This window comes from Micromonospora globbae (assembly GCF_036184225.1).
Classification (GTDB): Bacteria; Actinomycetota; Actinomycetes; order Mycobacteriales; family Micromonosporaceae; genus Micromonospora; species Micromonospora globbae.
On the sequence record NZ_CP108084.1, the window covers coordinates 5,106,302 to 5,130,867 of the forward strand.

Annotated in this window: 24 protein-coding genes and 1 riboswitch; of the genes, 10 read left to right on the forward strand and 14 right to left on the reverse strand. The window is 73.7% G+C overall.

Annotation, left to right across the window (positions count from 1 at the left end; genetic code table 11):
- Positions 1-69: 69 nt before the first annotated feature.
- From OG994_RS23010 to OG994_RS23025, 4 genes are read right to left on the reverse strand one after another with little or no spacing between them, the layout of a single operon-like run.
- Positions 70-669 carry a hypothetical protein gene (locus tag OG994_RS23010; RefSeq protein ID WP_328850943.1) on the reverse strand — a complete coding sequence of 200 codons (600 nt, stop codon included), beginning with the start codon at positions 667-669 and terminating at the stop codon, positions 70-72.
- Between the two features lie 4 nt (positions 670-673).
- Positions 674-1,021 (reverse strand): YbaB/EbfC family nucleoid-associated protein, encoded by a 348-nt coding sequence (locus OG994_RS23015; RefSeq protein ID WP_328850944.1) that lies wholly within the window; start codon positions 1,019-1,021, stop codon positions 674-676.
- Between the two features lie 9 nt (positions 1,022-1,030).
- Positions 1,031-1,957 (reverse strand): WXG100 family type VII secretion target, encoded by a 927-nt coding sequence (locus tag OG994_RS23020; RefSeq protein WP_328850945.1) that lies wholly within the window; start codon positions 1,955-1,957, stop codon positions 1,031-1,033.
- 11 nt (positions 1,958-1,968) lie between these two features.
- Positions 1,969-2,289: a type VII secretion target gene (locus OG994_RS23025; protein WP_328850946.1), complete on the reverse strand. Its 321-nt coding sequence runs from the start codon at positions 2,287-2,289 to the stop codon at positions 1,969-1,971.
- 192 nt (positions 2,290-2,481) lie between these two features.
- Between OG994_RS23025 and OG994_RS23030 the strand changes: the two genes are divergently transcribed.
- The 3 genes from OG994_RS23030 to OG994_RS23040 all read left to right on the forward strand — a co-directional run bounded on the left by OG994_RS23030 (position 2,482) and on the right by OG994_RS23040 (position 5,081).
- Positions 2,482-3,471, forward strand: a complete 990-nt coding sequence (locus OG994_RS23030; protein WP_328850947.1) for an ABC transporter ATP-binding protein — start codon at positions 2,482-2,484, stop codon at positions 3,469-3,471.
- Positions 3,472-3,483: 12 nt separating this feature from the next.
- Positions 3,484-4,221 (forward strand): ABC transporter permease, encoded by a 738-nt coding sequence (locus OG994_RS23035; protein WP_328850948.1) that lies wholly within the window; start codon positions 3,484-3,486, stop codon positions 4,219-4,221.
- Positions 4,222-4,313: 92 nt separating this feature from the next.
- Positions 4,314-5,081, forward strand: coding sequence for a VOC family protein (locus tag OG994_RS23040; protein ID WP_120327997.1), 768 nt, complete (start codon positions 4,314-4,316; stop codon positions 5,079-5,081).
- 118 nt (positions 5,082-5,199) lie between these two features.
- On the opposite strand, the gene OG994_RS23045 is transcribed toward OG994_RS23040, so the two are convergent.
- From OG994_RS23045 to OG994_RS23060, 4 genes are all read right to left on the reverse strand, one after another.
- Positions 5,200-6,003, reverse strand: a complete 804-nt coding sequence (locus OG994_RS23045; RefSeq protein WP_328850949.1) for an ABC transporter ATP-binding protein — start codon at positions 6,001-6,003, stop codon at positions 5,200-5,202.
- The gene (locus OG994_RS23050) at positions 6,000-7,115 is read right to left on the reverse strand and encodes a FecCD family ABC transporter permease (protein WP_240032866.1); all 1,116 of its coding nucleotides are present in this window, start codon (positions 7,113-7,115) and stop codon (positions 6,000-6,002) included. Before OG994_RS23050 ends, OG994_RS23045 begins: the two co-directional genes overlap by 4 nt.
- A 13-nt stretch (positions 7,116-7,128) precedes the next feature.
- Positions 7,129-8,064: an ABC transporter substrate-binding protein gene (locus tag OG994_RS23055; protein WP_120327999.1), complete on the reverse strand. Its 936-nt coding sequence runs from the start codon at positions 8,062-8,064 to the stop codon at positions 7,129-7,131.
- 107 nt (positions 8,065-8,171) lie between these two features.
- Positions 8,172-8,240, reverse strand: a riboswitch (cobalamin riboswitch).
- 170 nt (positions 8,241-8,410) lie between these two features.
- The gene (locus tag OG994_RS23060; protein ID WP_120328000.1) at positions 8,411-10,276 is read right to left on the reverse strand and encodes a M14 family zinc carboxypeptidase; all 1,866 of its coding nucleotides are present in this window, start codon (positions 10,274-10,276) and stop codon (positions 8,411-8,413) included.
- A 215-nt stretch (positions 10,277-10,491) separates the two neighbouring features.
- Between OG994_RS23060 and OG994_RS23065 the strand changes: the two genes are divergently transcribed.
- Entirely contained in the window at positions 10,492-11,853 is a 1,362-nt protein-coding gene (locus OG994_RS23065) for a C39 family peptidase (protein ID WP_328850950.1), read from the forward strand.
- Positions 11,854-11,971: 118 nt separating this feature from the next.
- On the opposite strand, the gene OG994_RS23070 is transcribed toward OG994_RS23065, so the two are convergent.
- Genes OG994_RS23070 through mqnE form a run of 3 tightly spaced genes read right to left on the reverse strand, consistent with a single transcriptional unit; the run spans position 11,972 to position 13,918 of the window.
- Complete coding sequence (locus OG994_RS23070; RefSeq protein WP_120328077.1) at positions 11,972-12,256, reverse strand: DUF4229 domain-containing protein; 285 nt, start codon at positions 12,254-12,256, stop codon at positions 11,972-11,974.
- 45 nt (positions 12,257-12,301) lie between these two features.
- Positions 12,302-12,724, reverse strand: a complete 423-nt coding sequence (locus tag OG994_RS23075; RefSeq protein ID WP_328850951.1) for a hypothetical protein — start codon at positions 12,722-12,724, stop codon at positions 12,302-12,304.
- Between the two features lie 24 nt (positions 12,725-12,748).
- The gene (mqnE, locus tag OG994_RS23080) at positions 12,749-13,918 is read right to left on the reverse strand and encodes an aminofutalosine synthase MqnE (RefSeq protein ID WP_120328003.1); all 1,170 of its coding nucleotides are present in this window, start codon (positions 13,916-13,918) and stop codon (positions 12,749-12,751) included.
- A gap of 316 nt (positions 13,919-14,234) precedes the next feature.
- On the opposite strand from mqnE, the gene OG994_RS23085 reads away from it, so the two are divergent.
- From OG994_RS23085 to OG994_RS23100, 4 genes are all read left to right on the forward strand, one after another.
- A complete protein-coding gene (locus OG994_RS23085) occupies positions 14,235-15,812 on the forward strand; it encodes a C40 family peptidase (protein WP_120328004.1) in 1,578 nt (525 codons plus the stop codon).
- Between the two features lie 111 nt (positions 15,813-15,923).
- Positions 15,924-17,555: a hypothetical protein gene (locus OG994_RS23090; protein WP_328850952.1), complete on the forward strand. Its 1,632-nt coding sequence runs from the start codon at positions 15,924-15,926 to the stop codon at positions 17,553-17,555.
- Positions 17,556-17,902: 347 nt separating this feature from the next.
- Positions 17,903-19,528, forward strand: a complete 1,626-nt coding sequence (locus tag OG994_RS23095; RefSeq protein ID WP_328853770.1) for a DEAD/DEAH box helicase — start codon at positions 17,903-17,905, stop codon at positions 19,526-19,528.
- Positions 19,529-19,641: 113 nt separating this feature from the next.
- A complete protein-coding gene (locus tag OG994_RS23100; protein ID WP_407942615.1) occupies positions 19,642-20,262 on the forward strand; it encodes a putative glycolipid-binding domain-containing protein in 621 nt (206 codons plus the stop codon).
- A 15-nt stretch (positions 20,263-20,277) separates the two neighbouring features.
- Here the strand turns inward: OG994_RS23100 and cds1 are convergent, their stop codons facing one another.
- Both cds1 and soxR read right to left on the reverse strand, forming a co-directional pair.
- The gene (cds1, locus tag OG994_RS23105) at positions 20,278-21,369 is read right to left on the reverse strand and encodes an L-cysteine desulfhydrase Cds1 (protein WP_328850954.1); all 1,092 of its coding nucleotides are present in this window, start codon (positions 21,367-21,369) and stop codon (positions 20,278-20,280) included.
- A gap of 10 nt (positions 21,370-21,379) precedes the next feature.
- Positions 21,380-21,952, reverse strand: coding sequence for a redox-sensitive transcriptional activator SoxR (gene soxR / locus OG994_RS23110; protein ID WP_328850955.1), 573 nt, complete (start codon positions 21,950-21,952; stop codon positions 21,380-21,382).
- A 60-nt stretch (positions 21,953-22,012) separates the two neighbouring features.
- Here soxR and OG994_RS23115 point away from each other — a divergent pair, with 60 nt between their 5' ends.
- The gene (locus OG994_RS23115) at positions 22,013-23,446 is read left to right on the forward strand and encodes an MFS transporter (RefSeq protein WP_120328006.1); all 1,434 of its coding nucleotides are present in this window, start codon (positions 22,013-22,015) and stop codon (positions 23,444-23,446) included.
- A gap of 88 nt (positions 23,447-23,534) precedes the next feature.
- Here OG994_RS23115 and OG994_RS23120 read toward each other — a convergent pair whose 3' ends face one another.
- Positions 23,535-23,993: an Lrp/AsnC family transcriptional regulator gene (locus OG994_RS23120; RefSeq protein WP_120328007.1), complete on the reverse strand. Its 459-nt coding sequence runs from the start codon at positions 23,991-23,993 to the stop codon at positions 23,535-23,537.
- Positions 23,994-24,262: 269 nt separating this feature from the next.
- Here OG994_RS23120 and OG994_RS23125 point away from each other — a divergent pair, with 269 nt between their 5' ends.
- Positions 24,263-24,529: a BldC family transcriptional regulator gene (locus OG994_RS23125; RefSeq protein WP_120328008.1), complete on the forward strand. Its 267-nt coding sequence runs from the start codon at positions 24,263-24,265 to the stop codon at positions 24,527-24,529.
- The last annotated feature ends 37 nt before the right edge of the window (positions 24,530-24,566 follow it).

Here is a 24,566-nt window from a genome sequence, read left to right on the forward strand (position 1 = left end):
GGCCGACCGGCCGGACCGACCGGCTGACCCGCGGGCCGGACCGGCTGACCGGCCGGGCCCGCCACCCGCTCAGCGGGACAGGGCGGCGGCGACCTCGCGCAGCGAGCGTCCCGACTCGGCGATGGGCACGGTGAAGGCCAGCCAGGAGCCGTCGGCGAAGTCGAGGCGCAGCCGCTTCGGGTTGAGCCGGTGCCAACCCACCCGGGCCGACGCCACCTCGACGCGCGGCGCCGACCAGGCGACCTGGGTCTCCGCCAGGGAGCGCTCCTCGTCCTCCCGCCGGGACAGCAGCTTCATCGGCCCGCTCACGCAGATCAGCAGCCGCCGGTCCGTGGCGGCGACGACGACGTCCCGCACCGACACGTCCGCCCGGGGCCGGAGTGCGTGGTGCAACCGGGAGGCGGCCGAGCCGGGCTCGCCCCGACCCGCGATCCCCCAGACGATCCGGTCCACGAGCCGGTCGCCCCTGGCCCAGCTGACCAGGGGGGTGACCAGGTTGAGCAGCACGGACCCGGCGCTCACCCGGCCGGCGGGCGCTCCCGCCTCCGCCGCGTCGGGCGGAGGGGCCGGCGTGGCGCCGTGCGCGGGCTCGGCCTTCGCGTACGCCAGCACCTGCTCGCCCGGCTCGACGAGCTCACCGATCCGACGGCGGTACCTGGACTCGTCCATCGGTTCAGTATCGGCCGTTACCGTCGTCGGGCCGGCGGTCGGCGCCCGGGGCGTCGCCCATGACCTCCCCGACGATCTCGCGCACCCGGGCCGCGGCCGCCTCCTGCGCGCGGTTCGCGGCGGCGGTGAACTCCTCGGCGAGGGTGTACGAGTCGAGCCGCATGGCCCGGGCGTTGATCTCCGTGGAGAGGATCTTGCCGTCGGCCGCGGCGGTCACCGTCACCAGCCCGGAGTCGCTCACCCCCTGGGCGCTGCTCTGCTCCAGCTCCGCCATCCGGTCGGCGAGCTGGCGCTGCCAGCCGTCCAGGTTGCGGGCCAGCGCCTCGATCCGGTCCAGGGCGGGGAAGGTCATGGCTGCCTCTCAGTTCACGATCGAGTCGAAGACGTTCTGCACACCCGTGGTGTACGGGCCGAGGTCATCCCGGTAGGTGCCGTCCACCAGGTAGTTGCGGTCCTTCTGGCCGTCGGAGACGTCGTGCAGACCGACGCCGGTGTCCAGGAGCGCGCCGCCGATGCCGGGCACGTTCACCGGCGAGGCCTGGTTGATCGCGAACCGGCCCGGGAAGAGGATCGCGGCCCGTTTCACCTTGAACTCCAGCGCCTCCCGGGTGTAGCCGGACTTGTTCCACGCCCGGTACGCCTTCTTGGCCTTGCGCAGCTCCATGACGACCCGGCGGTACTTGGTGAGCAGCTCGGCGACCTTCTCCAGCTTGGTCACGAGCTTCGTGAGGATCTCGGCGAACCGGGCGACGATCTTGCACATGCGGCCGACCGTCGTGGCGAGGCGGGCCAGCACCCGGACCACGGTGGCGGCCAGCGTCACGCCCGCGCTGAGCACGGCGGCCACCGCCGCGATGATGACCTCGGTGAGGAACCAGAGCAGGAACTCCAGGATCAGCTCGACCAGGAGGTTGAACGCCTCGACGGCCGCGTTGGCCGCGTCGACCAGCACCTCCTTCGTACCGTCCAGGCCCTTCGCCAGCTCCTCGATGGCCTCCTCGACGGACTCCATCGACTCGTGGAACTTCTCCGCCGCGTCGCCCGTCCACGCGCCGCGCAGCCGCGCCCGGTCGGCGATCTGGTCGCCGGCGATCTGCCGGACCGCCTCGCCGGTGGTCAGCGCGAGCTGGGCCGCCTTCATGAGGTCGTCGGGCTCACCGGCGACCAGCTCCAGCAGCTGCTCGAACGGCCAGAGCACGGCCTCCGAGAGCGGCTTGAACGGGTCGGGGGTGCCCGACACGATCTGCTCGAAGTAGGTCTTGTTGCGCTGGAGCGCCTCGGTGCTCACTGAACCCCTCCTCAGGCGCCCGGCGTGAACATGTCGTTGTTGGCCACGTCCGTCCCCGTGTACGCGTCGGCCGTGTCGGTGAGCCCGTCGGCGATGTCGTCCATCATCTCGGCGCCCTCCTCCAGCCCCTGCAGGCACGCCTCGAACTGCTCGGCGTACGCGGCGGCGAGGCTGAACGACGCCGGCATGATCCCGAAGGCGTGCCGGGGCACGTGCCCGTCGTGGAACACGCGCCGCAGCTCGCGGAACCGGGTGGCCCGGTCCCGGGAGGCGGCGGCGAACGCGGTGAGCGCCTCCGGTTGGACGTCGAGATTCCTGCTCGGACTCGTCACGGACCCTCCCCAGTGCCCAGTCGCCACCCGCGCGTGGACGTCGCGGTACGTGGCCGACGGGGAACCACCCTAAGCGATCCGGGAAATTCGTGCGCCGCCCCGGCCGTTCGGGGGGCGACCGGGGTGGCGCCGGCACGGTAGACAGGGAGCCGGCCGGTCCACCGGCAGCCCGCCCGGCAAAGGAGATCCCGCATGATCCTGGCCCGCGCCGTACAGGCCAGTCGCCGCTACGGCGACGTCCTCGCCCTCGACCGGGTCGACCTCGACGTCCGCGCCGGTGAGCTGGTTGGTCTGCTCGGCCCCAACGGCGCCGGCAAGAGCACCCTCATGAACCTGCTCGTCGGGCTGCGCCGCCCGACTTCGGGCCGGGTCGAACTCTTCGACGGCGATCCCCGGGACCCGACGTCGCGGCGGCAGGTCGGTGTGACGCCACAGGAGACCGGCCTGCCCGGCACGCTGCGCGTCGGGGAGGTGGTCGACTTCGTGGCCGCCCACTACCCCGACCCGGTGCCCCGCGGCGAACTGCTCGACCGGTTCGGCCTGAGCGACCAGGTGCGGCGGCAGACCGGCGGCCTCTCCGGCGGGCAGCGCCGGCGGCTCGCCGTGGCGCTCGCCTTCGTGGGCCGGCCCCGCCTCGTGCTGCTCGACGAGCCGACCACCGGGCTCGACGTGGAGGCGCGGCACACCCTCTGGGACGCCGTCCGGGCGTTCCACGCCGACGGCGGCACGGTGCTGCTCAGCAGCCACTACCTGGAGGAGGTGGAGGCACTGGCGCACCGCGTCGTGGTGATCGGGCAGGGCCGCGTGCTCGCCGACGACACCGTGGACGCGGTGCGGGCCGTGGTCGGCGTACGCCGCGTCAGCCTGGTCGCCGACGACCTGCCGGAGCTGCCCGGCGTGGTCCGCACCGAGCGGGTCGACGGCCGGGTCCACCTGCTCACCACCGACGCCGACCAGCTCGTCCGGGAGCTCGTCACCGCCGGGGTCGCGTTCACCGACCTGGAGGTGCGCCCCACGTCGCTGGAGGAGGCGTTCCTCGCCATCACGGCCGAGGAGCAGCCGGGCGGCGGTACGCCGGCCGCCCGCCAGGGAGACGGCCCGCCGGATGCCGGGAGCCGGCCGTCCGGACCCGGTGACCGCCCGACCACCGCCGCCGCGGGCGGCCGACCGGCAACCGCCTGAGGAGACGGCCCCATGCACCTCGCCCTGGTCCACACCCGCTACCAGCTCCTGGAGATCGTCCGGATCCCGGTCGCCATCTTCGGCAGCGCCTTCTTCCCGGCCGCCGCGATGCTCTTCTTCGTGGTCCCGTTCGCCGGCAACGACCCGGTCGGCGCCACGTACGCCACCGCGTCGATGGTGACCTTCTCGGTGATGAGCGCCAACATCTTCCAGTACGGCATCGGCGTGGCCGAGGACCGGGACCAGCCCTGGAACCCGTACACCCGGACCCTGCCGGCCGGGTCGGCGCCGCGGTTCGCCGGCCGGGTGCTCGCCGGCCTGGTGATCACGTACGTCTCGCTGATCCCGGTGGTGGTGATCAGCGCGACGCTCACCGCCGCGCGGATCACCCCGGCGGCGTTCCTGCTGGCGGCCGTCACCGTCGCCGTGGTGTCGGTGCCGTTCACGTTGATGGGGCTCGCCATCGGCTACTCGCTGCCCAGCAAGGCGGCGATCGTGGTCGCGCAGCTCGTGTTCTTCCCGCTCGCGTTCGGCGGCGGCCTGCTCTCCGCCCCGGACGAGGCGCCGGGGTTCATCGAGGCGGTCGCCCCCTACCTGCCCACCCGGGGCGCGGTCGAACTCATGTGGGCGGCCGTCGGCGACTACCCGGTGCGTCCGCTGTCGCTGGCCATGCTCGGCGTCTGGGTGGTCGTCATGGCGGGGCTGGCCGGCTGGGCGTACCGGCGGGACGAGGGTCGCCGGTTCAGCTGAGCATTTGTCCGTTTCCACCCCGTACGCGGGCGGGACGGTGCCAGGATTCCGGCAGGAGGGCGGCGCACCGCCCCGAGCCGAGAGGGGTCCACGTGAGCACCGTCCCGCCGGGTACGCCCTGCTGGGCCGACCTCGCCACCCCTGACCTGGACGACGCGCGCCGGTTCTACCCGGAGCTGTTCGGCTGGACCGGACGGGTGGCGCCGGAGCCGGAGGCGGGCGGCTACACGGTCTTCCAGCTCCGGGGGCGGGCGGTGGCCGGAGCGGGGCCGCCGGCGATCCCCGACCAGGTGCCGATCTGGTCGACGTACATCGCCACCGACGACGCCGACCTCGTGGCGGGCCGCGTCGAGCGGGCCGGCGGGCAGGTGGTGGTGCCGCCCTTCGAGGTGTTCGACCGGGGACGGATGGCCGTCTTCAGCGACCCGGCCGGCGCCTCGTTCAGCGTCTGGCAGCCGATGGCGATGCCCGGCGGCGAGGTGTTCAACACCCCGGGCGCGATGGCGTGGAACGAGTTGGTCACCCCCGACCCGGAGGGCGCCAAGGTCTTCTACGAGCTGGTCTTCGGCTGGCAGCCCGACGACCAGGTGGTCGGTGACATGACGTACACCGGCTGGCGGCTGGGGGCGCAGATCGTGGCCGGGATGATGCCGCCGCTGGGCGACGGTTTCCCCGACGACCTGCCGGCGTACTGGACCGTGTACTTCGCGGTCGCCGACGCGGACGCCGCCGCGGCCCGCGCCGCGGCGCTGGGCGGGTCCATCCTCGTGCCGCCCCGCGACATCCCGACGGGCCGGTTCGCAGCACTCCGCGACCCCCAAGGAGCACTCTTCTCCGTCATCGACATAGGCACGGAGTAACCGCGCCCCGCGCCCCCGCCCTCTCTCCCCCGCGATCTTGCAGTTTGTGCCCCTGATACGGGCGGATTGTCCCGGTTCGCCGGGGCAGAAAGTGCAAGATCGCGGGGGTGAGAGAGGGTTAGGGGCGGCGGACGGGGACGACCAGGGGGCCGTGCTCGCCGTCGACCACCCGGACCGTCGCGCGGTAGTGCTCGGCGAGCAGCCGCTCGGTGAGCACCTCGCGGGGTGTCCCGGCGGCGGCCACCCGGCCTGCGGCGAGCAGCACGAGACGGTCGGCGTACTCGCCGGCGATGGACAGGTCGTGCATCGTGGCGACCACCGTCAACCCGTGCTCGCGGCGCAGCTGGTCGACGAGTTCCAGCACCTCCTGCTGGTGACCGATGTCGAGGGCGCTGGTCGGCTCGTCGAGCAGCAGCAGCGTGGCGCCCTGGGCGAGCGCCCGGGCCAGGAAGACGCGCTGCCGTTCACCGCCGGAGAGGGTGGCGAGCTCGCGCTGGGCGAAGCCGCCCAGGTCCAGCCGCCCCAGCACCTCGTGCACGGCGGCCAGGTCGGCGGCCGACTCCCGGCCGAGCGGCGGGATGTACGGCGTGCGGCCGAGCAGGACGTAGTCCAGCACGGACATGCCGGGCGGCACCACCGGGGACTGCGCCACGGTGGCCACGACCCGGGCCCGGTCCCGCCGGCGCAGCGACCCGATCGGCGTACCGAAGAGGCTGACCCCGCCCGACGCGGGCAGCAGTCCGCCCACGACGCGCAACAGGGTCGACTTGCCGGCGCCGTTCGGGCCGATGACGGTGACCCACTCGCCGGCGGCGACGGTCAGGTCGATCCCGGCCAGGACGGGCGTCCCGCCCAGGGACACGTGCAGGTCGCGTACGACGACGGCCGGCGTGTCGCCGGGGCGCCCGGCGGCGGCGCTCACGTCAGCACCCGCCGGGCGGTGCGCAGGACCAGGACGAAGAACGGGCCGCCGAGCAGGGCGGTCACCACACCGATCGGGATCTCGGCGGGCGCCGCGGCGGTACGCGCCACCACGTCGGTGAGCGCCAGGAACGCCGCGCCGAACAGCAGCGAGAGCGGCAGGATCACCCGGTAGCTCGACCCGGCGAGCAGCCGTACGGTGTGCGGCACGATGATGCCGACGAACCCGATGAGGCCGGTGGCGGAGACCGCCGCGGCCGTGCCCAGCGAGGCGGCGGCGATCAGCAGGTAGCGGGAGCGCTGCGGGTGCAGGCCGAGGCTGCTCGCCTCGTCGTCGCCGACGGAGAGCACGTCCAGCTCCCGCCCGTGCAGGAGCACCACCACGGTGGTGAGCACGGCGTACGGCAGGACGAGCAGCACGTCGTGCCAGCCGGCGGTGGCGAGCCGGCCGAGCAGCCAGGAGTAGACGGCCTGGATGCTGTCGGCGTTGCGTTGCAGCAGGTACGTCTGGCCGGCGGAGAGGAACGCGGAGACCGCCACGCCGGCGAGGATCAGCATGGCCGGGGACCGGCTCCGGCCGCCCGCCGCACCGAGCAGGTAGGTCAGCGCCACGGCGCCCAGCGAGCCGACGAACGCGGCGAGCGGGATGGTCAGGGGCAGGCCGGTGAGCGCGCCCTCGGTGCCGGCTCCGCCGAGCGCGATGACGGCGGTCACCGCGAGGCCGGCCCCGGCGGCGACGCCGAGCAGGTACGGGTCGGCCAGCGGGTTGCGGAACACGCCCTGGTAGCAGCCGCCGGCCAGGGCGAGCAGCCCGCCGACCAGCAGGCCGAGCACCACCCGCGGCAGCCGCAGTTCCGTCACGATGGCGATCTCCCGCTCGCTGAGCCCGCTCTCCAGGTGCACGCCCGGCAGCAGGTTCAGCAGTTCGGCGGCGACACTGCCCGGGGGCAGGGTGACCGGGCCGAGCGAGACACCGGCCACCAGCGCGACGAGCACCGCCACCACCCCGCCGACCAGCCAACGCGGGCGCAGGCCCGCCGGCCGGGACACCGGTGGCGTCCCGGCCGGACGGGCGGGCGGTGCGGCGGGGGCCACGGGAGCGACCCGGGTCATCGGCGACCGACCGTCACGCGGGCACCTTGGCGACGGCGTCCACGATGGCCCGCAGCATGTCCACGACGCGCGGCCCCCAGCGGGACGCGATGTCGTCGTCGAGCGCGACCACCTGGTTGTTCTTCACGGCGGTCAGCCCGGACCAGCCGCTGCGCGCCTTCACCGTGTCGGGGCCCTGCTTGCAGCACTTGGTGTCGGCCAGGAAGATGAAGTCCGGGTCGGCCTTGACGATGACCTCCTGCGAGAGCTGCGGGTAGCCACCGTTGCGGCCGTCGGCGTCCGCCGGGTCGGCGATGTTCTCCAGCCCGGCCATGGCGTAGAGCGAGCCGATGAAGGTCTTGCTCGTCACGCTGTACAGCTCCGGGCCCAGCTCGTGGTAGTAGGTGAGCTTCTCCGACCGCTGCGGCAGGTCCTTCACCAGCTTGGCGATGTCGTCACGCATCCGCTGCGTCACGTCGGCCGCCTCGTCGGGGTGGCCGGTGAGCGTGCCCAGGTCGGTGATCTGCCGGTACGTGTCGTCCAGAGTGGTGGCCGCCGGGGTGAGGTACACGGGGATCTTCAGCTTCCCGAGCTGGTCGACGATCTTGTTGCGGTCGTCGGAGATCACCACGAGGTCCGGGTTCTTCGCGGCGATGGCCTCGGCGTTCGGCTGGAAGCCGGAGAGGTCGGTCTTCGGCGCCTCCGGCGGGTAGTTCGAGTTGTCGTCGGCGGCGATCACCTGCGGGCCGGCGCCGATGGAGAAGAGCATCTCGGTCGCGGACGGCGACAGCGAGACGATCTTCTCGGGGCGCTTGTCGAGGGTGACGTCGCCGACGGTCACCGGGAAGGCTGCGGTCGACTGGCCGCTGCCGGCGGCGGGGGTGTCGTCGGTCTTCTCGGCGCACGCGCCGAGGGCGAGCGCGGCGACCGCGAGGGTCGCGGCGAGGAGCCGCGGGGTACGTCTGGACATCGGTCCTCCTGTCGGTCGAGGAGCGTGGGCTTCGCCGACAGGGACACTGCGCCCGTCCGCGAGGCGCCCTTCCTCGAGAGCGCGGGTCGCGACCGATCCGCAGGCGACCTGGCTGATCCCCACCACACGGGCGGTGGGGCATCACAGTTGCGGGACAGCGCCGGGTTCGCACCGGCTTCGCTGCGGGACGGTCGGTAAGACGGTAGCGCACCGGCCGACCGGGCCCGAGCGATCAGGCGACCGATCGGGCCCGGCCGATGGGGGACGCGGGAGTTGGCTGCCGGATTGTCCCGTTCCGGCAGCCGGTGGCGGGGCCCCGACGGGGGCGGGACGGGGCCCCACCGGCTCAGGAGGCGGTGATGGTGATGTTGTCCACAGCCGCCTCGACGAGGCTCGCGCCCGAGGCGTCCGCCGCCTGCACGAGGATCCGGACCGTCTGCCCGGCGTACGGGGTGAGGTTGGCGCTCGACACGGTCCAGGCGCCGTTGCGGTTGGTCGCCGCGCCGGCCTGGTTGAGCAGGGTGGTCGTGCCGCCGTTGTGCACCACGCTGACCCGGAGGTAGTCGGCCGACGAGGAGTTCGAGCCGTGCGCCAGGTACCAGGCCAGCGAGAGCGTCAGCGTGCCGCTGGCCGGCAGGGTCACGGCCGGCGACCGGGCGCTGGTCACCCCGCCGTCGACGTCGTGGTCGCCCGCCGCGGCGCCGGCCAGCCGGCCGGTGACCAGGTCGTTGCCGCCGGCGTACGGGGTGAGCTGCTTCGCCCCGCTCGACGTGGTGGCCTGGGCGGCGCCCCGCTCGAAGACGCCCGCCGTCGCGGTGTCCGTGCCCGACGGGTCGACCGTCCACCCGGTGTCCGTCTCGAAGGTGTCCGACCAGACCGTGGTGCCGCCGCCACCGCCGCAGTACTGCGCCTGCTTGCCGATGGCCCGGTACGGGCAGTCGGCGTACTCGCTGAGGATCAGCACGGCCTCGCGGTTGCGGGAGGTCTGCGCCGGGATCACCTCGTCGGGCGGGTAGAAGCCGCCGCCGGAGGCCGATCCCGGGTACATCTCGAAGGTGTACGCCCAGATGCCGTGCTGGCCCCACATCCAGTCGATGCTGTCCCCGTCGGTGATGTAGAGGTCGCTCGACTGCTCGGGGGTGTAGCCGTTGGTGGCGGCCATCTGCTGGCCGATGGTGGCGAACGTGTTGTACTGGTCCGCCGTCATGCCGGGGGCGGTGTTGTTGTACGTGTAGCCGAACGGCCAGAGCACGAGTTCCGAGTACGTGTGGAAGTCGATGTTGGCCTTGATCTGCTGGACGCCGCCGACGACCCGGCTGTTGACGAAGTTGCGCAGCGCCTGCGTCTCCGGCGCGGAGAACGCCGACGGGCCCCGGTAGGTCTCCGACGAGGTGGAGCCGGACGAGCCGCCGCAGCAGCCCCACTGGTAGCCCCAGTTGCGGTTCAGGTCGGTGCCGACGTACGACGAGCCGCTGTTCGGCTGCCGGTTCTTGCGCCAGGACCGGTAGGAGCCGGTGGCGATGTCGTACTCGCTGCCGTCGGGGTTCATCGTCGGCACGATCCAGATCTCGCGGCTGTTCACGACGTTCGTGATCCGGGAGTCGCTGCCGTAGCCGTCCGTGAAGAGGTTCAGCAGGTAGATCGCCATCTCGACGGTCAGGTGCTCGCGGGCGTGCTGCTGCGAGTTGAAGAGGATCTCCGGTTCGTTCTCGTCGGTGGCGACGTTGTCGGAGATCTTCACGGCCATGAGGTCGCGGCCCTCGTACGAGGAGCCGATGCTGAGCTTGCGGGCGATCGTCGGGTGGTCGGCGACGACCCGGTTCACGACGGCGGTCAGTTCGGCGTAGTCGTGGTAGTTCGAGTCGGCGGGCGGGAAGGCGAAGGTGCCCACGTCGCCGTGGGCGGCCGGTGGCGCGGCGACCCGCTCCAGGCGGAAGCCGAGCCGGGCGATGGCCGCGGCCTCGGCGGACGTCGCCGAGACGTGCAGCACACCGTGCTCGCTGTAGTCGATGGCCGCGCCGGTGCGGGCCACGGCGGTGCGGTCGGCGAGCGTACGGGGGCCGAGCACCCGGTACTCGGCGGTCGCCGGTGCGCCGGGTTCCGGAGCCGGGCGGGCGGAGACCGGCCCGGTGGCGACGGTGACGAGTCCGAGCGCGGCGGCGACGGCGAGCGCCAGGGCGCGACGGAGACGGACGGGCGTGCGGAAGGCCATGGACAACCTCCTCGGGGTGCGGGAGATCCCGCTCGGTGGAGCACACTCCACCACCCGTCACATGGTCATATCAATATCTATCGTTGCCTCTTCCATGCCAGGCGGATCATCACCCCGGCAATGATTTTTCATACATCCAGATATGGCGAAACTTTCCTCCGAGCGGGAGACTGACCCGCAACGATGCCCGTTCCCCCGACACCCGCGGAGCACCCATGGCCAGAACACGCCTGCGCGCGGCCGCCCTCGCCGGCGTCACCGCGCTGACCCTCCTCGGCACCGCCGTACCCGCCACCGCGGCCGCCGTGGCGCCCGCGGCCGGCACCGCCGCCCGCCCGGTCAGCCACGACGAACAGATCACGTTCGACGAGTGGTCCCGCTACCCGGACTGGCGCCGGGGCACCCACGACGGCACCCGCGCCGTTCCGGGCGCCCGCCCGGGCCTGACGCTGGCCCGGCCGGCCGGCACCACCGACTACACCGACCCGCACACCGGCGTCACCCGCTCCTGGGAGTACGCCACCTGGACCTCGCCGGTCACCGCGATCGGCTTCGACGCGACCGAACTGGTCGCCTCCTGGAACGCGAAGACCCCCGCCGGCACCTGGATCCAGGTGGAACTCCAGGGCCGCTACAACACCGGCGTCACGACCCCCTGGTACGTGATGGGGCGCTGGGCCTCCGGCGACGCCGACATCAAGCGGACCACCGTCAACCGGCAGGGCGACCCCTGGTCGACGATCTGGACGGACACGTTCAGCATCGACGACGCGTCCGTCGGGGTGCTGCTGCGGTCGTACCAGCTGCGGCTGACCCTCTACCGGGCCCCGGGGCAGGCCGCCGCGCCCGTGGTGCACATGCTCGGCGCCATGAGCTCGAACGTCCCGGACCGGTTCACCGTCACGCCGAGCGCCGGCCACATCGCCTGGGGCGTCGAACTGCCCGTGCCGCGCTACTCCCAGAACGTGCACTCGGGCCACTACCCCGAGTACGACGGCGGCGGCGAGGCCTGGTGCTCCCCCACGTCCACGGAGATGGTGATCGAGTACTGGGGACGGAAGCCGTCCGAGGCGGACACCGCCTGGGTCGACCCCACCTACCCGGACCCGACGGTCAACCACGCGGCGCGGATGACCTACGACTACGCGTACGACGGCGCCGGCAACTGGCCGTTCAACACCGCGTACGCCGCCAGCTTCCCCGGGCTGGAGGGGCGGGTCACCCGGCTGCACTCCCTCGACGAGGTGGAGCGGTTCATCGCCGCCGGCATCCCCGTCATCACCAGCCAGTCCTTCCTCGCCAGCGAACTCGACGGCGCGAACTACGGCACCTCCGGGCACCTGTTCGTGATCGTCGGCTTCACCGCCGACGGGGACGTGATCGTCAACGACCCCGCCTCGTCGAGCAACGACGTGGTGCGCAACGTCTACCAGCGCGAGCAGTTCGAGCAGATCTGGCTGCGGACCAAGCGGATCAACGCGAGCGGCGGGGTCTCCGGTGGCTCCGGCGGCGTCGCGTACCTCATCAAGCCGGTCCACAAGCCGTGGCCACACGTTCCGGGCTCCACCAACTGGTGACCTGACCGACCGCGCCCCGGCCGCCCCGTCCAGGCGGCCGGGGCGTCGTCGTCACCGGCCCGGCGGCCCGGTCAACGTCTCGTGCCCGGCGGCCCGGTCAGCGTCGTCGGCGGCCGGGTCAGCGCGCGTCGTCGCGCGGCGGTTCGGACCCGCCCGGCTCGTCCTCGCCGGCCAGGGCGGACCGCAGGCGCTCCTTCTCCGCCCGGCGGCGCTCCGCGGCGCTCGCCATCTCCTCGGCCATCTCGTCCCGCCAGCCCTTGAGCAGGAAGAACGACAGCGCGGCGGAGAACACCAGCGCCAGCATCAGCTTGAGGAAGACGTTGATGTCGACCAGCCAGAGGGCCGCCAGCACGAGGACGAACAGCCCGATCCGGCCCAGCGTGTACTTGACCGCCGCGCTCACCTGCACCACTCCGTTCTCGTACCGCCGGACCGTCCGGCGTACGGCTCAGCCCGTCCGGCGGGTCAGCCAGCGGACGCCCGGAAACCACACCACCGCGTACGCCACGGTGAAGGCGGCCGCCGCCAGCGCGCCCGTCAGCAGCCCGGGCAGCCCCGCCGCGAAGCCGGCCACCACCAGGCCGACGACGACCGCGACCGCGACTCCCACCACCGCCGCGATCACCCGCGCGGCGCCGAACTCCCAGGCGCGGAAGTCCTCCCAGAAGAGCCAGACCGGCAGGATGACGGCCAGCCACCCGTTCGCCCGCCCGAACTCCCCGGCGCCGACCGTCGCGAACCCCCAGTCGAACACCAGGAGGGCGAGCACCCCGATCAGCCAGCCGGCGAGGCTCACCCCGACCAGGTCGCCGAGGAAACGAATTCGACCCTCGTCGTCCCGCCGGGGGAAACCGCTCTGCTGCTCCGTCATGGCCCTACGAGGGTACGTGCCGACTCAGGCCCACACGCGCTGCGGTTCGGCGCGCCGCTCCGCCAGCGACGGTGCGGGGTCGTACTCCCGGACCACGTCGTAACGGGTGTCCCGCTCGACGGGGCGGAACCCGGCGTCCCAGATGAGGTCGAGCAGGTCCTCCCGGTGCATCGTGCTGGGCGTGCCGTACGCGTCCGCGTCGTGCGTGATCTTGTATTCGACGACCGACCCGTCGAGGTCGTCCACACCGAAGTTCAACGAGAGCTGCGCGACCGAGAGGCCGTGCATCACCCAGAAGCACTTCACGTGCGGCACGTTGTCGAAGAGCAGGCGGGAGACCGCGAACGTCTTCAGGGACTCCGCCGGGGAGGCCATCGTGGTGCGGGCCTGGAGCCGGTTACGGATCTTGCCGTCCGCCGAGTCCACGAAGTCGTGCTGGTAGCGCAGCGGGATGAAGACGACGAAGCCGCCGGTCTCGTCCTGCAGCTCGCGCAGCCGCAGCACGTGGTCGACCCGGTGCCGCGGCTCCTCGATGTGGCCGTAGAGCATCGTGGCCGGCGTCCGCATGCCCTTGCTGTGGGCGAGCCGGTGGATGCGCGACCAGTCCTCCCAGTGGCAGTCGTGGTCGACGATGTGCTGGCGGACCTCCCAGTCGAAGATCTCCGCGCCGCCGCCGGTCAGCGACTCCAGGCCGGCGTCCATCAGTTCGTCGAGGATCTCGTCGGCGGAGAGGCCGCTGATCTTCTCGAACCACTGCACCTCGGTCGCGGTGAACGCCTTGAGCTTGACGTTCGGCAGCGCCGCCTTCAGCTCGCGCAGCACCTTCGGGTAGTAGCGCCACGGCAGGGTCGGGTGCAGGCCGTTGACGATGTGCAGCTCGGTGAGCTGCTCGTCCTCCATCTCCTTGGCCTTGCGGACCGCCTCGTCGACGCGCATCGTGTAGGCGTCCTTCTCACCCGGCTTGCGCTGGAACGAGCAGTACGCGCACGACGCGGAGCAGACGTTGGTCAGGTTCAGGTGCCGGTTGACGTTGAACATCACCCGGTCGCCGTTGCGCTCGGTGCGCCGGTGGTGGGCCAGCCGCCCGAGCCAGACCAGGTCGTCGCACTCGTAGAGGGCGATCCCGTCCTCACGGGTCAGCCGCTCACCCGCGTACACCTTCGCTTCGAGCTCGCGCTTGAGTCCGGCGTCCATGCACGTCCCTTCCACCTGCGGTCCCGGTCGAGCGTACGTCGGGCGGCCGGCGGCACCGCCGGCACGGTCGGCGACGCCTCCCGTTCGCCGCATTCTCAGCCTTCTGTTACCCGACCACACATCGACAAGGCTGCGTCGGCTGAGGTAAGACAGGGTGGGGAGCGACACACCGAGCCCTTCTCGACCTCCCCTGGGGGCGTTGCGCCCGCGGGTGAGGGCCGGGGCGCACGCACGGCCCGGGGCGAGGAGGGGCACTGGTAGCGTCCCCCACCGCCGCGTCCACCGGCGCGGTGACGCGAGCCGGACGGGGAGCGGGATGGTCGACAGCGGGCGCGGGCGACGGCAACGACGACGGAGCCCGGTGGTCTCGCCGGTGCTGCGTCCGCGGCTCTGGTCGGCCCTGCTCGGCGCCATCGCCGCCGCGGCGCTCGCCGCCCCGGTGTACGCCGATCCGGCCGCCCCGACGACCGTGCCGGACTCGGGCGTCCGCCCGGCCGTGACCGGCTCGCTCCAGCTTCCCGGCGGCGCACCCGTGACCGGCGCCCCGGTGACGCCGGCCGCGCCGGTCGGCAACCTCGGCAGCGGGCCCCTCGCCAGCCAGATCTACGCCGCCGAGGCCGAGGTGGGCAGGCTCGGCGACACACTGCTCCAGCTCCGGCAGAAACGCGCCGAGGTCGAGGCCCGCCTCGCCGCCGCCGACGGCGAGCTGAAGATCGCCCGCGACGCCCTGGTCCGGGCCCAGGAGCGGGCCGATCAGGTCGCCGCCGACGCGCTGAAGGCCGCCGCGGCACTGCCGCCCGCCGAGTTCGCCGAGGACCTCGAAGGGCTCAGCCGGCTCCAGCGGATCACGCGGGGCGAGAAGGTCGAGGGCTCGACCACCGCCGCCGAGGGCGAGCTGTCCCGGGCGCGGGCCGCCGAGCAGGCGGCCTACCAGGCGTACGCGGCGGCCGAGGCGGAGCTGCGCACCGTCCAGGCGGAGTACGCCTCCGGCGAGAAGGCGCTGCGCGACGCCGAGGCGAAGCTGCTGAAGCTCCGCAAGGACAACGCCACGCAGCTCGTCGCCATCGAGCGCCAGCAGGAGGCCGCCGAGCAGCGGCTCGGCGCCGAGTTCGTCCAGGGCCAGAGCGCCAACGGGCTGACCGCCCACCCGCGGGCGATGGCCGCCGTACGCTACGCCCTCGCCCAGCTCGGCGACCCGTACCTCTGGGCCGCCGAGGGCCCGGACCGGTTCGACTGCTCCGGTCTCATGTGGGCGGCCTACCGGTCCAAGGGTGCGGACTACTTCGACCTGCCGCGGGTCTCGCGCGACCAGTACTACGCCACCCGTGGCCGTACGGTGGCGCGCACCGCGCTGCTCCCCGGTGACCTGCTCTTCTTCGCCTCGGGCAGCAGCTGGACCTCGATCCACCACGTCGGCATGTACATCGGCAACGGCAAGATGGTGCACGCCCCGACGACCGGTGACGTCGTGAAGATCTCGACGGTGACCTGGTCCCGGCTCTACGCGGCGACCCGGGTGATCGGTGCCGTGCCGGACACGACCACCACCCCGCCGAGCAGCCCGAAGCCGACCCCCAAGCCGACCCCCAAGCCGACGCCGAAGCCGACGCCCACGCCGAAGCCGTCCGGCTCGGCGACCCCGACGCCGAGCGGTTCCGCCACGCCGACGCCCAGCGAGTCGGTCACTCCGACCCCCACCGAGTCGGTCAGCCCGACGCCGACCGAGACGACGAGCGCGGACCCCGACGACAGCGACCAGCCGAGCCCGTCGAGCAGCACGACGACCAGCCCGCCGGCCTCCCCGGATGCGAGTTCGCCGGCGGCGACCCGCAGCGCGGAGACCAGCGGCAGCCCGTCGGCGAGCGGATCGCAGAGCCCGGACACGGACAGCTGACCCGCAAGCGCGGACTCCGGGTGTGTCAGCGGGGCGGAATGTGGCACCGTGACATCCAGGCACGCCCGGCCACGGCCGGGTCCGGGCGCGAGCGTGGTGCGGAGGGCGAAGATGGCCGAGCAGAAGGATCCGGCGAAGACGACGACCGAGCCTGGTGCCACGCTCGTCGACGGGACGGACGCCGCGCCACCCCTCCAGCGTGGGGGCACCGCTTCCGGCGACCCGTCGGCAGCCGCCACTGACCAGGCCGGCGACACGGCCGCCGTCAGCGAGCCGGCCGCCACCACGGACAGCGCCGGCGGCGAGGCGCCCGGCACCGCCGAGGAACCGGCCGCCAGCACGGACAGCACCGGCGCCGAGGCGCCCGACACCGCCGAGGAACCGGCCGCCGCCACGGACAGCATCGCCTCGACGGACAACGCCGCCGCCGAGGCTGCCGACGCCACGGATAGCGCCACCTCGACGGACGACGCCACCGCCGAGGCACCCGGCACCGCCGACGAGCCGGGCGACACCGTGGGCGGGTCGTCCACCACCGCCACGGGGAGCGGCTCCGGCGCGGACGGCACGCCGACCGGGGACTCCGCGGCTGCGCAGCCTCCGGCGACTCCGGTACGCGCGCGGGCCAGTGTCGCCGCCGCCCTCACGTCGCCCTCCGGTGCGCTGGCCAGGCTGACCGCCGGCACGACGTACCAGGCGGCCGGAGCGGTCCCGCCGGGCACCGGGCTGCCGAGCCAGCGGGACGGCTCCGCCGCACCCGCCCGCGCCAGCGCCGCCGTCCCCACCCGGACCACGACCGACGACGTGCCCGCACGCGCCAGCGCCACCGTGCCCGCCCCGACCACGACCGACCAGGCACCGGCACGCGCCACCGTCCCCGGCCGGACGACCACCGACCCGACCCCGGTCCGCGCCAGCGCCACCGTCACCAGCCGCACCCCGGCCGACGAGGCGCCGGCCCGCGCCAGCGCCTCCGTTCCCACCGCCAGCCGGCCGGCGGCGGCCGGCGTGCAGACCGGCACGGGCGCGTGGCCGGCCGTTCCGGCCGTCTACCGGTCCGCCCCCGTGAACCCCGAGCCGCCCGAGCCGGCCCAACCTCCGGAGCCGGCGCAGCCGCCGAAGCCGCCGGTTCCCGAGCCGGAGCCGGCGCCCGCCCCCACGCCGCCCGTGCCGGGGCCGACTCCCCCGTCGCCCGCGCCGCCGGTGCCGCATCCGACACCGCCGGTGCCCGGCCCGTACCCGCCGGGACCGCGCCCCACGCCGCCCGCACCCGGTCCCGTGCCGCCGCCACCGGGGCCGCCGGTACCCCCGCCGGGGCCGCCCGTGCCTCCGCCGCCGCCACCGCCCGCCCCCGCGCCGGCGCCCCCGTTCCCGCCGCCCCCGGCCACGTCCCGGGCAGCGGCGACCGCCCCCGGAGCGGGCGTCACGGCACCGTCCGGGGCACGCTCCGGCGGGTACGACGGCGGTCCGGACCTCGCCGGCACGGTCTACGGGGGCGGCACGGACGGTCCGGCGTTCGCCACCGTCGCCCTGCCGACGAACGCCGTCGAGAACTCCGGTTCGCTGACCGGGCACATCCTCGCCCAGGGGTGGGCGGACACGCCGGCCGAGAAGTCCCGGTCGACCCGCGCGATGATCGTCCTCGCGGTCGCCCTGGGCCTGCTCGTGCTGATCAGCGTGCTGCTCGTCCTGGTCGCGGGCGACGCCGTGAGCGGCCTCGTCGGCAACGTCCTCGCTGCCTGACCGCGCCGCCGGGCCCCTCCGCATCGACGGCGGCGGTTCGACGAGCCGGGGCATCCGGGGGCCCGCCGGTTCGACGAAACCGGGGCACCCGGGGGTCCGCCGGCCGGGTGAGCCCGCCCACTGCCGAATCCGGCCGGGTGGCGGCTCGCCGTGATCGCCGTACACTTGACGGTGATCATTCACCTGGCGCGTGTCCTGCGCGCCCATGGGCGATCTTGCGGGCGATTCGCGCGGCGTACAGCTGCGGCGGGCCATCGCGAAGATTCGCCCCGCTCGAAAGGCACTTCTTGACCACCTTTGCTGACCCCAGCACCTTCCCGTCCGCTCTCGGCCGCACCCCGGCCGACCTGAACGACACCACCGCGCAGCCCACCGACCCGACCGACGGCCCCGCCCCGGACTTCGCCGCGCTCGGCCTGCCGCCCGCGCTGGTCCGCGCGCTGGCCCGGCAGGGCATCACCGCACCGTTCGAGATCCAGCGTGCGACCGTGCCGGACGCGCTCGCCGGCCGGGACGTGCTCGGCCGGGGCCAGACCGGCTCCGGCAAGACCCTGGCCTTCGGCCTGCCGCTGCTCGCCCGGATCGCATCCGGTGACCGGGCCCGGCCGCTGCACCCGCGCGCCCTGGTGCTGGTGCCGACCCGGGAGCTGGCCATGCAGGTCAACGACGCCCTGCTGCCGCTCGGCAAGGCGGTGGGCGTGTTCCTCAAGACCGCCGTCGGCGGTGTGCCGTACGACCGGCAGATCGACGCGCTGCGCCGGGGCGTGGAGATCGTCGTGGCCACGCCCGGGCGGCTCCGCGACCTGATCGACCGGGGCGTGTGCCGCCTCGACGACGTCGAGATCACCGTCCTCGACGAGGCCGACCAGATGGCCGACATGGGCTTCCTGCCGGAGGTCACCGAACTGCTCGCCAAGACCCCGGCGGACGGGCAGCGGCTGCTGTTCTCCGCCACTCTGGACGGTGACGTCGACGCGCTGGTCAAGCGGTTCATGACCGATCCGGTGACGCACTCGACGGCCCCGCCGACCGCCGCGGTGTCGACCATGGACCACCACGTGCTGCTCATCCCGCCGAGCGACAAGTTCCCCGTGGCCGCGTCGATCGCCGCCCGGGACGGCCGCACCATGGTCTTCGCGCGTACGCAGCTCGGCGTGGACCGGCTCGTCGACCAACTCGCGGCCGTGGGCGTACGGGCGGGCGGGCTGCACGGCGGCAAGACCCAGCGGATGCGCACCCGCACCCTCGCCGAGTTCCGCGAGGGCCGGATGAACGTGCTCGTCGCCACGGACGTGGCCGCGCGGGGCATCCACGTGGACGGGGTGTCGCTGGTGCTGCACGTCGACCCGCCGAAGGACCCGAAGGACTACCTGCACCGGGCCGGCCGGACCGCCCGGGCCGGCGAGTCCGGGGCGGTGGCCACGCTGGTGCTGCCCAAGCAGCGGCGCACCACGCTCGCGATGCTCCAGAAGGCCGGCGTCGAGCCGGCGGAGACCCGCGTCCGGGCCGGTGACCCGGTGCTCGCCGAGCTGACCGGCGCCCGGGAGCCGAGCGGTGTCCCGGTCCGCGACGAGCCGGAGCCGCCGCGGCGGCACGGGGCGCGCTCCGGTGGCCCCCGCCGCTTCGGCGACCGCCCGGAGCGCCGGTTCGCCGACCGCGGCGCCGACCGGCGGTACGGTGACCGCCCGCGCGGCGAGCGCCCGTTCGACGGCCGGGACGACCGGCCCGGCCGGGCTGCGGACCGTCCGCGAGGCGAGCACCGCTTCGGCGAGCGGGACGAGCGCCGGCACGCCGACCGGCCGTACGGCGAGCGCCGCTACGGCGACCGTGACGAGCGCCGGTACGCCGACCGCGCCGGTGACGGCGGGGCCGGCCGGCGGGGCGGGTTCCGGGCCGACGGCCGGGCCCGCGACGACCGCCCGCGCGACGAGCGCCGGAGCTTCGGCGGCCGGACGCCGGCGCGTACGCACTGAGGGACGGACCACCGACCCGCCGGAGGCCGCCGCGGAGCACGCGTTCCGCGGCGGCCTCCGCGCATGCGCTGCCGGCGGCGGTCCGGTCGCGTAACGTCCGGCTCATGCCGAGCATGCCGAAGTCGCGCTTCTGGACCCGCACCGACACGGCCGGAGCGGAGCACGCCCTCCTCGACGACGGCCGGGGGCTCGCGGCCCGGGGCACGATGCTCGCCGTCGACCCCGTCCCGTGGACCTGCCGCTACCAGGTGACCACCGACCCGGACTGGATCACCACCCGGCTGGAGGTCGAGGTGGAGGGGACGGGCTGGCTGCGCAGCGTACGCCTGGAGCGCGCGGCCGACCGGTGGCGGGTGACCACGGCGGAGCAGGGTGACCTGGACGCGGCGCTGGCCGCGGCCGGGCACGCCCCGGCCGGTCTGCCCGGCACCGACGACCCGGACCGGCTGGCCGACGCGCGGGACGTCGACCTCGGCGGCTCCCCGCTGTTCAACACGCTGCCGGTACGCCGGCTCGGGCTGGCCGGGGCGCCGGCCGACACCACGCACCGGATCACCGTGGCCTGGGTGCTCGTGCCGAGCCTCGCCGTGGTGCCCGCCGAGCAGGTCTACACGTCACTGGGGCCGGGGCGGGTGCGGTTCGCGAGCGACAGTTTCAGCGCCGACCTCGACCTGGACGCGGAGGGGTACACACTGCGCTACCCCGGGCTCGCCGAGCGGGGCGACGGGCGCTGAGGCACCGGCCGCGGGTCAGGCCGGCCAGGCGCCGCTGGCGAGGAAGCGGTCGACGACGTCCAGGTACGGCTCCAGGTCGAGGCCCTGCGCGGCCACCCAGCCGTCGTCGTAGTAGGTGTCGGCGTACCGGTCGCCCGCGTCGCAGATGAGGGTGACCACCGAGCCCGTCCGGCCCTCGGCGAGCATCTCGGCGATCAGCCCGAAGGCGCCCCACAGGTTCGTGCCGGTCGAGCCCCCCAGCCGCCGGCCGAGCACCGCCGAGCCCGCCCGCATCGCCGCGAGCGAGGCGGCGTCGGGCACCTGCACCATCCGGTCCACGACGGAGGGCACGAACGACGGCTCGACGCTCGGGCGGCCGATCCCCTCGATCCGGGAGCCCTTGCCGGTGCGGACCGTCCAGTCGCCGGCCACCCAGGCGGGGTAGTACGCCGAGTTCTCCGGGTCGACCACGCACAGCCGGGTCGGCAGCCGGCGGTAGCGGGTGTAGCGGCCGATGGTGGCGCCCGTGCCGCCGGTGCCGGCGCCCACCACGATCCAGGCGGGCACGGGGTGCCGCTCCCGGTCGAGCTGGCTGTAGATCGACTCCGCGATGTTGTTGTTGCCCCGCCAGTCGGTGGCGCGCTCCGCGTAGGTGAACTGGTCCATGAAGTGGCCGCCGGAGTCGTCGGCGAGCCAGCGCGCCTCCACGCACACCCGCGCCGGGTCGTCGACGAGGTGGCAGCGCCCGCCCTGGAACTCGATCTTCGCGATCTTCTCGGGCGAGGTCGAGGCGGGCATCACGGCGATGAACGGCAGCCCCAGCATCCGCGCGAAGTACGCCTCGGAGACGGCCGTGGAACCGGAGGACGCCTCGACGATCGTGGTCCGCGGCCCGATCCAGCCGTTGCAGAGCCCGTAGAGGAAGAGCGAGCGGGCCAGCCGGTGCTTGAGCGACCCGGTCGGGTGCACCGACTCGTCCTTGAGGTAGAGGTCGATCCCCCATTCCCGGGGCAGCGGGAAGGGCAGCAGGTGCGTGTCGGCCGACCGGTTGGCGTCCGCCTCCACGGCCGCCACCGCCTCGGTCACCCACGCCCGGCCGGCCTCGTCGCAGCGGTCCAGGTGGGTCACGTTCCGCAACCTAGCAGGCACGTTCACGTTCCGCCCGTTCGCGTACGTCGGCGCTGTCCGTCTCCACCACGATGTCGCTGCTGGCCGGCAGGGCGACCGCGCTGCGCGGGGAGGGTCGACGGCGACGGCTCACGGCCTGCGCGCCGAGCCGGCGCGGTCCCGGCCCGTACGCCGCGAGCTCGTCGTCGGGATTGAGCAGCCGGCACGCGTCCATCGACAGGCAGCCGCACCCGATGCACCCGGTCAGCTCGCGCTGCAACTGCTCGATCTCGCGCTTCTTCGCCTCCAGCGCGGTCTGCCAGCGCCGGGACACGCGCTGCCAGTCGCGGATCGTGGGAATCGTGTCCATGGGGAGGGTGGCGAACACGTCACGCACGTCCGCCAGGCTGATCCCCAGCCGCTTCGCGACCAGGATCAGGGAGATCCGCCGCAGCATGTGGCGGGGGAAGCGGCGTTGGTTGCCCGCCGTGCGACTGGCCGCGATGAGACCCATCTGCTCGTAGTAGTGCAGCGCGGACGCGGCGACGCCCGTACGCCGTACCACCTCGCCGATCGAGAGCGAGTCGTCCGGTTCCTTCGGCACCGGTGACCTCCGACATAACCGGATTGACCTCAGGTTCACTTGAGATTTTACGGTCGCCGCATGTCCACTGTTGCTGACCGGTCAAGCGGCACCTGGCGCGATCTCCTCGGCCCCGGGCACATCGGCACGTCCGTCGTCCTCGCCGGCGGGGTCGGGCTGCACGCGACCAACGTCTTCCTCACCACCAGCCTGTTGCCGACGGCGATCGACGACATCGGAGGCGAACGGCTCTACGCGTGGAGCAGCTCCGTGTTCATGATCGCTTCGGTGATCTCCTCCATGCTCGTCAGCCGGCTGCTGGGCGGACGCGGGCCGGCCCAGGCGTACCTGGTCGCCCTGGTGCCGTTCGTCGTCGGCACCGTCGTCTGCGCGGTGAGCCCCACGATGGTGGCCCTGCTGTGCGGCCGCGCGTTGCAGGGCGTCGGCGGAGGCATCCTGGCCGGGCTCGGCTACGCGGTCGTCCAGGCCGTGCTGCCGGAGAACCTCTGGGCGAAGGCGACCGCCATGGTGTCGGCCATGTGGGGCTTCGGCACCCTCGCCGGCCCCGCGGTCGGGGGTCTCTTCGCCCAGTTCGACGCGTGGCGCCTCGCGTTCGTCACGCTCGCCGTGCTGGGGGTGGTCGTCGCCGCCCTGGTGCCGCGGGTCCTGCCCCGCCGGGACCGGTCGGCCGTGGCCGAACCGATGCCGGTCGTCTCACTGGCGCTGCTGACCGCGACCACCGCCGTCATCAGCGTCGCCAGCCTGCTGACCCGGCCGTGGCAGCTCGCCGGCGCGGGACTGCTGGCGGCGCTGCTGCTGGCCGGATTCGTGGCGTGGGAGCGCCGGGCCGACACCCGCGTCCTGCCCGCGACGACGTACTCCGCGGCCAGCCCTCTCAAGTGGCTCTACCTGACGATCGCGATCCTGGCCGCCGGCACCGCCACCGAGGCGTTCACCCCGCTGTTCGGCCAGCGGCTGGCCGGCCTGGAACCAGTGGTGGCCGGCTTCCTCGGTGCCGCCGTCTCCCTCGGCTGGTCGGCGACGATGGTGTTCAGCGCCAACGCCTCCGATCCGGGAACCGTCCGCCGGCTGCGTGTGCTCGGCCCCGCCGTGCTGGCCGCCGGCCTCGCGGTGACCGGACTGACCCAGTGGGACGGCGCGGGCCCGGTCACGGTCGCCGTCTGGTTCGGCGGGCTCGTCGTCGCCGGCGCCGGCATCGGGATCGCCTTCCCCCACCTGATCGTGGCCACCATGGGCGTCTCCGACGACCCGGCGGAGGCCGGCAAGGCGTCCGCCGGCGCCAACACGGTGGAGCTGATCGCCCTGTCGTTCAGCTCCGCCCTCGGCGGGGTCCTGATGAACCTCGGCGCGCCGTCGACGACCCGATCCGCGCAGCTCCTGCTCCTGGGCTTCGCGATCATCGCGGTGCTCGGTTGCCTCACCGCCCGCAACGCACGGGACGCCGACGAGCCACGGACGCAGCCCGACGCCGGCGGCCACCTCGTCGCCTCGTGAGCGACCCGCGGGACGGAACGAGCACGCCGGGGCCTGAACCCGAACGTGGCGCCCGGCGGCGGCACCGAGCCGCCGCCGGCCGCGCCGGTCAGCCGGCGGGCGGAGTGACCGGTTGCGGCCGGTTCTCCCACTTCGTGGAGAGCGCGATCCCGGTCCGGGTGGAGGCCACCCCGGGTGTCCGGTTCAGCCGTACGATCAGCCGCTCCAGCTCGGCGATGGTGCCCACCCGGGCCTTGAGCAGGAACGACTCCACGCCGGCCATGAAGTAGCACGACTCGATCTCGGGCATGGCCCGGAACGCCTCCAGGACGTCGTCGGTGTCGGCGCCGGAGTCCTCGACGATGCCGATGAGCGCCGTGACCCCGAGCCCTATCGCCTCCGGCGCGACGTCGGCGCGGTACGCCCGCAGCACACCGCTGGCCTCGAGCTTGCCGACCCGCTCGTGCACGGCGGGCGCGGACAGGCCGACCTGGCGGGCCAGCTCGGCGTAGGAGAGGCGGGCGTTGTTGCGCAGCAGCTCCACGAGGCTCAGGTCGATCGCGTCCACGGACTGTGACCCTAGCCCCTGGGGGCGTAACGCCGGGACGAGGGCATCCGTTGGACATGACAGCAGGTGACAGTTCACTTACGCACGGTCAAGGGAGCGCGACGCCGGTACCATTGACTAACTTCCCACTCAGTGCGTTTTTCGCGTTTGGCGGACAGGCCAGGTCGCTGGTGCTGTAATTGCCATACGTCCCTCATGACGGCTCTGGGCTCGCACCGGCCGGGGGCAGTGTGTTCAGCCGGGGGCTTCGTCGACGCGAGGAGGGGGCTGTGGACACTGGAGATCGCCTGCTGACACCGGGTGAGGTCGCCGCGCTGTTTCGGGTTGACCCGAAGACTGTGACGAGATGGGCGGCGGCGGGTCGGATCGGCAGCATCCGGACTCCAGGCGGGCATCGCCGGTTTCGGGAATCCGAGGTGCGGGCCCTGCTTGAGGGGGAGGGCATGCTGGACGAGACCGACGAGGCGGGCAAGGCACGCAACGCGGGTCCGGCCGCCTCGACCGGTCCTGGTCCGGCCAACGCCGGCATGTACTGAGGTTCGCCGCGGAGGTCGTCACGCGGGCCGGGCGCCC

Coding starts and splice junctions, on each gene's coding strand:
- OG994_RS23085 (WP_120328004.1), top strand. CDS start 14,235: ATGGTCGACAGCGGGCGCGGGCGACGGCAACGACGACGGAGCCCGGTG.
- OG994_RS23015 (WP_328850944.1), bottom strand. CDS start 1,021: ATGACCTTCCCCGCCCTGGACCGGATCGAGGCGCTGGCCCGCAACCTG.
- OG994_RS23100 (WP_407942615.1), top strand. CDS start 19,642: ATGCCGAAGTCGCGCTTCTGGACCCGCACCGACACGGCCGGAGCGGAG.
- mqnE (WP_120328003.1), bottom strand. CDS start 13,918: ATGGACGCCGGACTCAAGCGCGAGCTCGAAGCGAAGGTGTACGCGGGT.
- OG994_RS23065 (WP_328850950.1), top strand. CDS start 10,492: ATGGCCAGAACACGCCTGCGCGCGGCCGCCCTCGCCGGCGTCACCGCG.
- OG994_RS23090 (WP_328850952.1), top strand. CDS start 15,924: ATGGCCGAGCAGAAGGATCCGGCGAAGACGACGACCGAGCCTGGTGCC.
- OG994_RS23010 (WP_328850943.1), bottom strand. CDS start 669: ATGGACGAGTCCAGGTACCGCCGTCGGATCGGTGAGCTCGTCGAGCCG.
- OG994_RS23035 (WP_328850948.1), top strand. CDS start 3,484: ATGCACCTCGCCCTGGTCCACACCCGCTACCAGCTCCTGGAGATCGTC.
- OG994_RS23115 (WP_120328006.1), top strand. CDS start 22,013: ATGTCCACTGTTGCTGACCGGTCAAGCGGCACCTGGCGCGATCTCCTC.
- OG994_RS23050 (WP_240032866.1), bottom strand. CDS start 7,115: ATGACCCGGGTCGCTCCCGTGGCCCCCGCCGCACCGCCCGCCCGTCCG.
- OG994_RS23060 (WP_120328000.1), bottom strand. CDS start 10,276: ATGGCCTTCCGCACGCCCGTCCGTCTCCGTCGCGCCCTGGCGCTCGCC.
- OG994_RS23030 (WP_328850947.1), top strand. CDS start 2,482: ATGATCCTGGCCCGCGCCGTACAGGCCAGTCGCCGCTACGGCGACGTC.
- OG994_RS23075 (WP_328850951.1), bottom strand. CDS start 12,724: ATGACGGAGCAGCAGAGCGGTTTCCCCCGGCGGGACGACGAGGGTCGA.
- OG994_RS23055 (WP_120327999.1), bottom strand. CDS start 8,064: ATGTCCAGACGTACCCCGCGGCTCCTCGCCGCGACCCTCGCGGTCGCC.